Below are 11,977 nucleotides of genomic sequence, written 5' to 3'. Positions count from 1 at the left end.
CACGCGTTCCCATCTCGAACACGACCGTTAAGCCCTCCAGCGTCGATGGTACTTGAACCGCAGGGTTCTGGGAGAGTAGAACGTTGCCAAGCAGTTTTCCCTGATAGCTCAGTTGGTAGAGCACTCGACTGTTAATCGAGTTGTCACAGGTTCGAGTCCTGTTCGGGGAGCCATTGCTTCCATAGCTCAGTCGGTAGAGTGCATCCATGGTAAGGATGAGGTCACCGGTTCGATTCCGGTTGGAAGCTCCAGTAAGTTTTAGTAAGGCCCGTTGGTCAAGTGGTTAAGACACCTCCCTTTCACGGAGGTAACAGGGGTTCGAGTCCCCTACGGGTCACCATCATGTATATCCCATGGAGGCTTAGCTCAGCTGGGAGAGCATCTGCCTTACAAGCAGAGGGTCGGCGGTTCGATCCCGTCAGCCTCCACCATTAACTTCATATGCCGTTGTAGCTCAACTGGTAGAGCAACTGACTTGTAATCAGTAGGTTGGGGGTTCAAGTCCTCTCGACGGCATGTTTTATTGGGGATTAGCCAAGCGGTAAGGCAACGGACTTTGACTCCGTCATGCCAAGGTTCAAATCCTTGATCCCCAGTTCCTTTCTTGAGTCATTAGCTCAGTTGGTAGAGCACCTGACTTTTAATCAGGGTGTCGTAGGTTCGAATCCTACATGACTCACCATTTGCCTTATTTACAGCATGCGCGTATGGCGGAATTGGCAGACGCACTAGACTTAGGATCTAGCGGGCGACCGTGGGGGTTCAAGTCCCTCTACGCGCATTAAATCCTCAGTTGTATTCATACTTCTGAGGTACCCTGCGGAAGTGGCTCAGCGGTAGAGCATCGCCTTGCCAAGGCGAGGGTCGCGGGTTCGATCCCCGTCTTCCGCTCCAAATTTTTATGCGCCCTTAGCTCAGCTGGATAGAGTATTTGACTACGAATCAAAAGGTCGGGAGTTCGAATCTCTCAGGGCGCGCCATCTTTTATAAGTTATACTCGTATCGGGACGTAGCTCAGCTTGGTAGAGCACCTGCTTTGGGAGCAGGGGGTCGCATGTTCAAATCGTGTCGTCCCGATATACGCGCGGGTGTAGTTCAATGGTAGAACTTCAGCCTTCCAAGCTGGTAGCGTGGGTTCGATTCCCATCACCCGCTTTAACAAAAGAGATCACCCTCGGGTGGTCTTTTTTGTTTAATCATTATAAGAAACTGAATGAATTGGACTTATATTACAGTGGACAGGGACAAGTGTCCTTTCACAGCATACAGTAATTACCATGGCCAAAGAGGGTCTTTTTTTATTTTAATACTATATGCAAAGGACGGATTGTGGTAAAATATTCTGAAATAAGTTTTTCTAGCGTCTAGCTTTTATAGAGAGAAGCATTAATGCAACATAGTGAATAGATGAGGTGGAGAGTTATGTTAGAGAATGTAATCGGCCTACAAAAGCAAGGAACGAATAATCTGCTGCGCAGGGACGTACGCTTCTTGGGCCACATACTGGGTGAAGTTCTGGTACATCAGGGCGGTAATGATCTTCTTGATGTTGTTGAGAAAATTCGTGAGATGAGTAAGTCTTTAAGAGCACACTATGTCATCGAAATCTATGATGAATTCAAGACAACGATCTCTTCGCTAGATCCGGAAATTCGTCATCAAGTGATTCGGGCCTTCGCTATTTACTTCCAGCTTGTTAATATCGCAGAGCAGAATCATCGGATCCGTCGTAAAAGAGATTACGAGCGTTCTTCCGGTGAATCCGTTCAGCCAGGTTCTATTGAAAGTATTGTGCAGGAACTGAGAAATAATCATGTTCCTTTTGAAGAAGTACAGGAAATTCTTAAAGCTATTTCTTTGGAGCTTGTGATGACAGCACATCCAACAGAAGCTATGCGCAGAGCGGTGCTAGATATAAATCTGCGTATTTCTGAAGATATGATGAAGCTTGATAACCCGATGCTGACTTCTCGTGAGCGTGAACAGTTGCGTGAGAAGCTGCTAGGCGAGGTGCTGAATCTTTGGCAAACGGACGAGCTGCGTGATCGCAAACCGACGGTAATCGATGAAGTTCGCAACGGCTTGTACTATTTTGACGAAACTTTGTTTGATGTACTGCCGGAGATTTATCATGAGTTGGAGCGTTGCTTAAATAAATATTACCCGCAGGATACATGGCATGTGCCATCTTTCTTGAAATTCGGTTCATGGATCGGTGGAGACCGTGATGGTAACCCGTCCGTTAGAGCAAATGTAACTTGGGAGACATTAGGGCTGCATCGTCAGTTGGCTCTGCAGAAATATGAAGAAGTTCTGAAGGACACATTGGAGCATATGAGCTTCAGCAAAAACATTGTCACAGTTAGTGATGCTTTGTTAGATTCCATCCAAAGCGATCGTGAAGCTCTTGGCAATGTGCAGGATGTATGGCGTAATGAGAAAGAGCCATACCGTATCAAAACAACATATATGATCGAAAAGGTTCACAATACAGGCAATCCTAACGTGCCTACAAGCCAAAAGTATAACAGCCCTGACGAGTTTATTAGTGATTTGCAAATTATCGATGCCAGCTTGAGATCACATTATGCAGATTACGTAGCTGACAAATATATTAAAAAGCTGATCCGTCAAGTGGAGCTTTTCGGCTTCCACCTAGCCGCTCTGGATATTAGACAGCATAGTAAAGAGCACGAAGCTGCCATGACGGAGATTTTGGCGAAAATGGGCATTACAAGTGATTACAGCAAACTGTCTGAAGAGGAGAAAATCTCTCTTCTAACCGATGTACTGAATGATCCAAGACCAATCACTTCTACGTATTTGGATTACTCCGAAGGTACGAAGGAGTGCTTAGATGTTTATCGTACGGTAGGCAAAGCGCAGAAGGAGTTCGGCCGCAACTGTATCAATAGCTACCTCATTAGTATGACACAAGGGGCTAGTGATCTTTTGGAGGTTGTTGTTTTTGCGAAAGAAGCCGGTCTATACCGCAAAGAGAGCGATGGCTCTGTGACGAGCACGCTGCAATCAGTACCTCTTTTTGAAACGATTGATGATTTGCACGCGGCACCTGGCATTATGAGCACATTGTTAGCTATCCCTGCTTATCGTGATAGTCTTGACCCTGTGACTCAGTTACATGAAATCATGCTGGGCTATTCGGATAGCAACAAAGACGGCGGAGTGATCACAGCGAACTGGGAGCTTCGTATGGCGCTTCAGGATATTACGGAAGCAGCCAAAAAATTCGGCGTGAAGCTGAAGTTTTTCCATGGCCGTGGCGGTGCGCTGGGGCGCGGCGGAATGCCGCTCAATCGCAGTATCCTCGCTCAGCCGGTTGAAACGCTTGGCGGTGGCATCAAAATCACGGAGCAAGGCGAGGTATTGTCCTCCCGCTATTCCTTGCAAGGGATCGCATACCGGAGCTTAGAGCAGGCTACATTCGCGTTGATTACAGCATCCAAATTATCGCGTTCTCCACAAAGACTTTCACAAGAAGACAAATGGGAGAACATTATGCGCGGTATTTCGGAACAAGCGCAGACGAAATATCAGGATCTTATTTTCCGCGATGAAGACTTCTTAACGTTCTTTAAAGAATCGACTCCGCTTCCTGAGATTGGCGAGCTGAACATCGGATCACGTCCATCCAAGCGTAAAAATAGTGACAGATTCGAAGATTTGCGCGCGATTCCGTGGGTATTCTCATGGACGCAAACGCGCTATTTGCTTCCTGCTTGGTATGCGGCTGGTACTGGTCTGCAAAGCTTTTATCAAGGGAATGCAGCGAATCTAGACATTTTAAAAGAGATGTATGAAGATTGGTCCTTCTTCCGCACGATGATTGATAATCTGCAAATGGCGCTTGCCAAAGCGGATCTGCAAATTGCTAAGGAATACGGAAATCTTGTTAAGGAATCGGCGATTGCAGAGCGTATTTTCAACCTCATTAGGGAAGAATATGAATTAACTTCATCGATTATTTTGCAAATTACAGGGCAACAAGAGATTTTGGACAATGTTCCTGTGATTCAGGAGTCTATCCGTCTCCGTAACCCATACGTTGATCCGTTAAGCTACATGCAAGTTGAACTGCTTACAGAGCTTCGTGCACTCCGTGAAAACAATGAGGACGACGCGATACTGCTGCGTGAAGTGCTGCTTACGATTAACGGAATTGCAGCTGGGCTGAGAAATACGGGCTGATACTTTAAAAGAGCATAATGTAAGAGACAGGATGACAAAGTCGGGGGCCTCGTATAGCGAGTGCAGCTCGACTTTTTGTCCATATACAAGTTGTACCTACGGTAGGATTTAGCACCGGTATTTCGAGTATCGGAAGCACATTTGAGCATTATTAGGCTCGGCGCGGTACTCCCAGTGGCACTTGTCACTGTGTTTTTACTTTTTGGGGAGACTGAAAATGGGTTACAATGGGTAAGGAAGAGATTAATGATTGTTGGCATCCTCATTTTTGAAAACGAAGTGTAATTTCTGCGTATGTATTAGAAGAGAATCGAATTGCCTAAGAAGCCGGAGGAAATCGAATTGAATTTTGTTGAAGCACGTCTGGCTAAACTAGCCAGGAATGGGGATCGGAATGCTTTTGCAGAGCTTGTAGAGCTCTATAAGGATAAGATCTTTCACTTGGCTTACCGTATGCTGAATAACAAACAAGAAGCCGAGGATGCGGTGCAGGAGACGTTCTTGCGGGTATATACAAATTTGCACCGATATGATGAGAATCAGAAGTTTTCAACCTGGATTTTTCGGATAGGGACGAATCTGTGTATTGACAAGCTGCGCAGAAGAAAGAATACGTACTCCTTAGATGCGGAAATGCCGGACGGAGAAGGCAATGACTATTATGCGCTGCTGCCTAGTCATGAAGACACGCCTGAGAAGCAAATTATTGTGTCTGAGACACAGGAGCAAATACGTAATGCCATTGATACGTTACCGGAAAAATATAAATCAATCGTCATTTTGCGTTATCTGCAGGATATGTCCCTTCAGGAGATTTCTGAGGTGCTTGAAATGCCAGTAACGACGATTAAAACGCGTGTACATCGAGGTCGAGAATACTTGCGTAAAAGGCTAGAGCAGGAGGAAAAAGATGCCAACACAAATCCTGTTCCACGTTGAAACATATTTGAATTCCATACGTATGGTATTCCACAACATGCAAAAGTCTAAGAAAGGGGTGGCTGGCCGATGAACTGCAAAGAAGCCCTCCCGCTCATACATGAATATCTAGACGGCGATTTGCAAGGATCGGATTCTCGGCTGTTAAAGGAACATCTGATTGCTTGTCAGAACTGTCATGCTTTATTCAAACAATTAGAGAAAACAGATGCGTTTGTTAGAATGCTTCCTCCTGTGAGAGCTTCTGATACGCTGACTGCACAGATTATGAGCGGACTGCCTCCAATGAAGCAAAAAAATGGCTGGATGGACTTTATTCGCAGGCATCCTGCAGGATCGGTAGCTGTTGTCTTCGGTGCTGTCATGTTCGGTAGCTTCATGTCCATGTGGAATGATGATACCAATTTGATGGTCAAGGGAAGCAATCTTCAGGATGTGATTATCCAAGGGGATACCGTTATTGTACCGCAGGGCCATACAGTGCAAGGAGATCTCGTTGTACAACGTGGAACCTTGAAGGTGGAAGGCGATGTAACAGGGAATTTAACTGTTATTGACGGCACACTTAATTTGGCTTCCACCGCGCACATTTCGGGGCAAGTTACACAGGTGAATGAAGCAATAGGTTGGGTTTGGTATAAATTAGGAGAATTCGTCGGGATGCTCTCGAATTAGTTTGAAACGTCTTCCATTGGCTTTGAGCCGAAGGGGACGTTTTTTTTTAGGTACATTGAACCAAATCAACTTGGAAACACTCAGATAAAGAGAGAAAAATAGAAGTATACCTAGGATTATGTTATGATTCTAGGTATAGAGAGATCACTGTGTTCAGTCGCCTGGGGGAGAATAATAAATGGACTTACTCACGAGCATCTCGGCTAAGGATATCGTTGATATTCTGATCGTTAGCTATGTGATTTATAAACTGATCCTGTTGGTGCGTGGGACAAGGGCCATTCAGCTCATGAAGGGTATTCTTGTTGTCGTCATTACATGGGTATTTAGTATTTGGTTTAAACTCAGTACGCTGCAGTGGATGATGAATCAAACCTTTACGTTTGGGGTTTTGGGCGTTATTATTATTTTTCAACCTGAGCTAAGACGAGCCTTAGAGCAATTAGGCCGCGGGAAGCTGTTTAGCCGCTCCTCAAGCGAAGAAGATCAGGATGTAAACAAACGGATCAGTGAAGTGATACGGGCTGCGAATTATTTGGCCAAAAGAAAGATAGGGGCTTTAATTGTTTTTGAGAAAGAGACCGGCCTGACAGATTACGTGGAGTCCGGTATTGCGATAGAGAGCAAGATCAGCGCGGAGCTGTTGATTAATATTTTTATACCCAATACACCTCTGCATGATGGAGCCGTGATTATTCGACAAGGGCAACTTATGGCTGCAGGCTGTTACTTGCCTTTGTCTGAAAATCCATTCATCTCCAAGGAGCTTGGCACGCGTCATCGCGCCGCTATTGGGATGAGCGAGGTCTCAGATGCGATGTGCATCATTGTGTCCGAGGAGACCGGTCAGATCTCTTTGACGATGAACGGTCACATTGTGCGGGATATTAAAGAGGAATCCTTGATCGCGAAATTGTTCGAAGAGCTTAAGCCAAAGGCGAAAACGAATGAGAAAAACCCTTTCTTGAAATGGAGGGGCCGTTCGAATGGATAAATGGTTACGTAATACGAATGTTGTGCGCATTGTCGCGCTTGTAATTAGTATTTTGCTATGGGTTGTTGTGCATATGGAGGAGACGAATATATCGGGAAGTTCACCTCTCAGACAACGGGAAGAAACGATTAATAATGTGGCCATTACAACGAAATACGATGAAACTCATTATCATATCTCGTCGATGTCTCCAGCGAATGTGCAGATCATCCTGAGCGGCAAAGAGTCTGCCGTGAAGAAGGTAACAGCTAGCAATACGTATCAAATTGAGCTTGATTTGACCCAAGTAGGCAAAGGGGATCATCAGCTTGCGCTGAAGCCGGTAGGGTTTCCAACGGATGTCGAAGTGCAAATCGTTCCTAGAACTGTCCATGTGATCATTGAAGAGCTGCAAATGAAAGAAGTGCCCGTTGTCATTAATGTCAAAGGCACACCGTCAGCAGGGCTTAAAGCCGGTCAGCCGATTGTGAAGCCGAACAAGGTGTATATTACTGCGCAGACGAGCAAGCTCGAGCAGATCGAGAATGTACGCGGCGAAGTATCCGTTGATAAGGCTCAGTCTGCCGTTACGAAGCAGGTTAAGCTGCAAGCCTTTGACAAAGACGGCAAAGAAGTGGCCGTGAATATGAATCCTTCGGTAGTGGATGTCGAGGTTCCGATTACAAGTCCGTTCCAGACCATACCGTTGCAACTCAAGATTAGCGGAGAGCCTCCGAAAGGATTCGCGATCTCAATGGTCACGCAAAATCCTGACAAGGTCACCGTTTACGGTACGCAAGATGTTGTGGATCGGTTGGAGTTCTATCAAGGTCCGCAGCTGAACATACAAGACATCAAAGAAACGAAAGAATATTCACTGGACATTCCTTTGAGGAATAAGGTAACACAACTGGATCCTGCCAAAGTCTCGGTGAAGGTGGAGATTGTTCCGTCTATAACCAGGGCGTTGGAGAATGTCCCGATTACCATCATCGGTGCAAATGAGAACTACGTAACGAAAGTAACAACGCCGGAATCTGCGCAGCTGAACATCACGGTTGAGGGGGCTCCTGCCATCATTGAACAAATGAAAGTGCAGGATGTTCAAGCTATTCTGGATGTGAGTAATTTACCGCCAGGGAAGCATGAACTGAAGGTTGCCTTGAATCTTCCAACGTATGTGAAGCTTGGATTGCCGCAAGAAGTGAAGGCGACAGTAGAAATCAGTGAGAAAGCAGCAGCAAACACAGCAGTAAAAGCAGCAAATCCATAATGGGATGAGAAAAAGAGGAGAATAGAGACATGGGGAAATATTTTGGTACGGATGGTGTGCGCGGCGTCGCGAATGGCGAGCTAACACCAGAATTAGCTTATAAGGTTGGCCGCTGTGGCGGTTATGTATTAACGAGACAGGCCAAGCATCCGAAAGTCGTTATCGGGAGAGATACACGCATCTCGGGTCCAATGCTGGAAGCTTCCCTCGTAGCAGGGCTATTGTCTATTGGTGTCGAGGTTATTCGCATTGGTGTTGTCAGCACGCCTGCAGTTGCCTTTTTAACGAAGAAGCTCGGAGCGGATGCGGGCGTTATGATTTCCGCTTCCCATAATCCAGTTGAGGATAATGGCATCAAGTTTTTTGGGGGCGACGGCTTCAAGCTGCTTGATGAGACGGAGCTTGAAATTGAGCAGCTGCTAGACGCTGCTGTAGATGAACTGCCTCGCCCGGTTGGCGGTGAGATCGGTACGGTTTCAGATAGCCCGGATGCGAAGCTTGCCTACCTGGCGTTTTTGAAAGAGACGGTATCCGAGTCTTTCGCCGGATACAAGGTTGTGCTTGACTGCGCGAATGGCTCAGCCTTCGAGCTGGCACCTATGATCTTCCGCGAGTTGGGAGCGGAAGTCATCACCATTGGCGCTGAGCCTAATGGTCGCAATATCAACGATGAATGTGGCTCCACGCACCCTGAGAAGCTTCGCGAAGAAGTGGTGAGACATGGCGCAGCCATCGGGCTTGCTTTTGACGGCGACGCGGATCGTTTGATCGCGATCGATGAGAAAGGCGAGGAGGTCGACGGCGACTTCATCCTGAGCATTCTGGGCGATGCGCTGAACCGCGCAGGCAAGCTGAATCACGGCACGATTGTGACGACGGTGATGGCGAATATCGGCTTTTTCAAAGGGATTGAAAAAGCAGGGCTTAAGGCACTGCAAACGGCGGTAGGCGACCGCTACGTGATGGAAGAGATGCGTAAAGGCGGCTATAACTTAGGCGGAGAGCAATCAGGGCATGTCATTTTCCTTGATTACATCTCGACCGGAGATGGTATCCTTACAGCTTTGCAGCTGGTGAATACAATCGTAGCATCGGGACGTAAGCTGAGTGACTTAAAAGGAATTATGCGTAAATTCCCGCAATTGCTCGTGAATGTCCGTGTGGCAGATAAGAGCAAGCTGAAGAATAATGCAGTTATTGAAGATGCGATTCGTAAAGTGGAAGATGAGCTTGGAGATAACGGCCGCGTGCTGGTACGTCCTTCAGGTACGGAATCGTTAATCCGCGTCATGGCTGAAGGGCCGGACAAGGAGCAAGTTGAAGCCTATGTGCATGATATTGCGAAAGTAATTCAAGAGCAATTGGTATAGAGGCTGGAAGCCGTATTATGATCCCCGGAAAGTAACGGGAGTTCTCTAGATTTGAGGCTCGCTTTACTTTTTGGGGATATTATAAGTGCCCCTTTCGTGCTTTTACGCGCTTATGTGCGTTTATTCTGGGCGAAAATGGGGATTTTGATAGAAAAAATAAGTTGCACGATGGCTGAAAAATGAATATGATGTATTTACTTAAGAAGGAAAGGCAGGATAGAGGTTGTTTATATACAAATAGCGCCAGAACTCGCAGGCGGGACGGAAAAGTAGTTAAAGCTACTACTACGCAGGTGAGTTGACGAGGTGAAGGTGTTCGAAACATTCGGCGGGGACCTTCCGGCATGAGGAGTGCCGTTAAGTTGGAGAGCAAAAACGCTTGGGCGACCGGGCTGACAAGTATCCAATATCCCTTATTTTTTCATGTGAATTTATGGGTTTTCGTTTATATAATGTTTTTTGGTATGCAATTTTTACGGTTTTTATTTGAAAAGTTCTTTGAAAAATAGCCCTTGTTGAAGAGGCTCATAAAACTATGGAGGTACTACACTATGTGCGGAATCGTTGGTTATATTGGAAAGCGTAATTCTCAGGAAATTTTGCTGGAAGGGCTGAAAAAGCTCGAATATCGGGGCTATGACTCTGCAGGTGTAGCTGTATATACGGCAAACGGACTGGAAATTAAGAAGGCAAAGGGCCGCATCGCGAATCTTGAATCCAAGCTGGAGGAGACCCCTCTGAACGGAAGCGTTGGGATCGGACATACCCGTTGGGCGACACACGGTAAACCATCGGATGTGAATTCACACCCGCATACGGACAATTCACTGAAGTTCTCCGTTGTGCATAACGGGATCATCGAAAATTACATTACTTTGAAGGAAGAACTAACGGCTAAAGGCCATCAGTTTGTCTCGGAAACAGACACGGAAGTGATTTCGCACCTAATTGCTGACTTATACGAAGGCGACATTCTTAAAGCCGTGCAAAAAGCTGTAAAACAAATGACAGGCGCGTTTGCACTGGGTGTACTGACGGAGTATGAACCGGATCGTCTAGTTGCGGTACGTCAAGCTAGCCCGTTGATTATCGGTATTGGTGAAGGCGAGAACTTCATTGGCTCTGATATTCCGGCTATTCTCGAATATACGCGAAATGTGTTTATTCTCAACGATGGCGAAATGGCGCTATTGACGCGTGATGGTGTCGAATTAATGACTTTGGAAGGGAATTTTATTTCCAGGGAAATGTTTCATGTCGATTGGGACATTGTTACGGCGGAAAAAGCCGGATTTGATCACTTTATGTTGAAAGAAATCTATGATCAACCGAAAGCCTACCGTGATACGATGGGCAGCCGTATTGCGCCAAATGGCCGTCAAGTAGCACTGAACGAGCTGACGATCACAGCTGAAGCGATTCGCAATATCAGCCGTGTGCATATTGTTGCTTGTGGTACAGCGTATCATGCAGGTATGGTTGGGAAATACGTCATTGAGAAAATGGCACGTATACCGGTTGAAACGGATGTTGCTTCCGAATACCGTTATCGTTCCCCGATTATTACAAAAGATACCCTTGTGATTGTGGTTAGCCAATCCGGTGAAACCGCAGATACGCTGGCAGCCCTTCGCGAAGCGAAGCGTTGCGGCGCGCACGTTCTGGCGATAACAAACGTGGTCGGAAGTTCCGTTGCTCGCGAAGCGAATGATATTATTACAACTTGGGCTGGGCCTGAGATTGCTGTTGCTTCAACAAAAGCTTACACTTCGCAGTTAATTGCTTTCTATCTGCTTGGTATTCATTTGGCGCAAACACTCGGCACGCAAACGGAAGCGGAAATCGCCGAGATGATTACAGCTTTGAAAGAGCTGCCAGCCCAAGTAGAAGAGATTCTTGCGCAAGCTGAAGATTTGAAAGCCGTAGCGGAAGAGATAGCTAAGCATGACAACCTCTTCTTCATTGGCAGAGGCTTGGATTATGCCGTGGCACTGGAAGGCTCACTGAAGCTGAAAGAGATCTCCTACATTCACTCTGAAGCTTATGCAGCAGGTGAGTTGAAGCACGGTACGCTGGCGCTGATTGAGGATGGCATTCCTGTGATTGCGCTCGGTACTCAGCATGAATTGCTTGAGAAAACAGTTAGCAATATTAAAGAAGTTAAAGCGCGCGGCGCGAATGTGTTAGGTATTGCCGTTGAAGGCGAGCTTGAGCTGCAGAAGTCTGTGGACAGCACGTTTGTGATTCCGAAGACGCTGGATATTCTTTCGCCTGCATTATCGGTAATTCCGCTGCAGCTGCTATCTTACTATGCGTCCTTGGCGCGTGGGAATGATGTTGATAAGCCGCGGAACTTGGCGAAAAGTGTGACGGTGGAGTAAGGTTGAGATGACAGTTGGTCCGGTCCCGATGCCGATGAACTTATCATTCATCGGGACTTTTTTATTTTAGCGATAGAGTCCTCGAACTGAGAAAGCAGTTGTCACAGAGATTTTTCTTGTGGCAGCTGCTTTTTTTATGCCTTCTTTGCAGCGATGA

The 11,977-nt window shown here is 46.4% G+C and carries 7 protein-coding genes, 12 tRNA genes and 1 rRNA gene; all 20 read left to right on the top strand.

Annotated features, from left to right (window positions below):
• A 5S ribosomal RNA gene (rrf, locus tag J2Z65_RS25550) occupies positions 1-92 on the top strand; the annotation flags it as partial.
• Between the two features lie 5 nt (positions 93-97).
• A tRNA-Asn gene (locus tag J2Z65_RS25545) sits at positions 98-173 on the top strand.
• A 2-nt stretch (positions 174-175) separates the two neighbouring features.
• A tRNA-Thr gene (locus J2Z65_RS25540) sits at positions 176-251 on the top strand.
• Positions 252-265: 14 nt separating this feature from the next.
• Positions 266-340, top strand: a tRNA-Glu gene (locus J2Z65_RS25535).
• A gap of 15 nt (positions 341-355) precedes the next feature.
• Positions 356-431 (top strand) — tRNA-Val (locus tag J2Z65_RS25530).
• Between the two features lie 12 nt (positions 432-443).
• Positions 444-516: transfer RNA gene (locus tag J2Z65_RS25525), tRNA-Thr, on the top strand.
• Positions 517-524: 8 nt separating this feature from the next.
• Positions 525-596, top strand: a tRNA-Gln gene (locus J2Z65_RS25520).
• Positions 597-606: 10 nt separating this feature from the next.
• Positions 607-682 (top strand) — tRNA-Lys (locus J2Z65_RS25515).
• Positions 683-701: 19 nt separating this feature from the next.
• Positions 702-781: transfer RNA gene (locus J2Z65_RS25510), tRNA-Leu, on the top strand.
• Between the two features lie 38 nt (positions 782-819).
• Positions 820-894: transfer RNA gene (locus J2Z65_RS25505), tRNA-Gly, on the top strand.
• Positions 895-903: 9 nt separating this feature from the next.
• Positions 904-980, top strand: a tRNA-Arg gene (locus tag J2Z65_RS25500).
• A 23-nt stretch (positions 981-1,003) separates the two neighbouring features.
• Positions 1,004-1,077 (top strand) — tRNA-Pro (locus J2Z65_RS25495).
• A 7-nt stretch (positions 1,078-1,084) separates the two neighbouring features.
• Positions 1,085-1,155: transfer RNA gene (locus tag J2Z65_RS25490), tRNA-Gly, on the top strand.
• A 267-nt stretch (positions 1,156-1,422) separates the two neighbouring features.
• The gene (gene ppc, locus J2Z65_RS25485) at positions 1,423-4,209 is read left to right on the top strand and encodes a phosphoenolpyruvate carboxylase (RefSeq protein WP_167055569.1); all 2,787 of its coding nucleotides are present in this window, start codon (positions 1,423-1,425) and stop codon (positions 4,207-4,209) included.
• Positions 4,210-4,551: 342 nt separating this feature from the next.
• A complete protein-coding gene (gene sigW / locus J2Z65_RS25480; protein WP_167055572.1) occupies positions 4,552-5,148 on the top strand; it encodes an RNA polymerase sigma factor SigW in 597 nt (198 codons plus the stop codon).
• Between the two features lie 69 nt (positions 5,149-5,217).
• On the top strand, positions 5,218-5,823 hold the full coding sequence (locus tag J2Z65_RS25475; protein ID WP_167055575.1) for a zf-HC2 domain-containing protein: 606 nt from the start codon (positions 5,218-5,220) through the stop codon (positions 5,821-5,823).
• Between the two features lie 178 nt (positions 5,824-6,001).
• Complete coding sequence (cdaA, locus tag J2Z65_RS25470) at positions 6,002-6,817, top strand: diadenylate cyclase CdaA (protein WP_127456697.1); 816 nt, start codon at positions 6,002-6,004, stop codon at positions 6,815-6,817.
• The gene (locus tag J2Z65_RS25465; protein ID WP_167055578.1) at positions 6,810-8,069 is read left to right on the top strand and encodes a CdaR family protein; all 1,260 of its coding nucleotides are present in this window, start codon (positions 6,810-6,812) and stop codon (positions 8,067-8,069) included. The genes cdaA and J2Z65_RS25465 overlap by 8 nt, the downstream gene beginning before the upstream one ends.
• A gap of 29 nt (positions 8,070-8,098) precedes the next feature.
• Positions 8,099-9,439, top strand: a complete 1,341-nt coding sequence (glmM, locus tag J2Z65_RS25460; RefSeq protein WP_167055580.1) for a phosphoglucosamine mutase — start codon at positions 8,099-8,101, stop codon at positions 9,437-9,439.
• Positions 9,440-9,990: 551 nt separating this feature from the next.
• Positions 9,991-11,820, top strand: coding sequence for a glutamine--fructose-6-phosphate transaminase (isomerizing) (gene glmS, locus J2Z65_RS25455; RefSeq protein ID WP_167055581.1), 1,830 nt, complete (start codon positions 9,991-9,993; stop codon positions 11,818-11,820).
• Positions 11,821-11,977 lie beyond the last annotated feature (157 nt).

Source organism: Paenibacillus aceris, from assembly GCF_017874035.1.
GTDB lineage: Bacteria > Bacillota > Bacilli > Paenibacillales > NBRC-103111 > Paenibacillus_E > Paenibacillus_E aceris.
The sequence above is the reverse complement of the archived record's forward strand: the minus strand, read 5'-3'. Positions and strand labels throughout refer to the sequence as shown.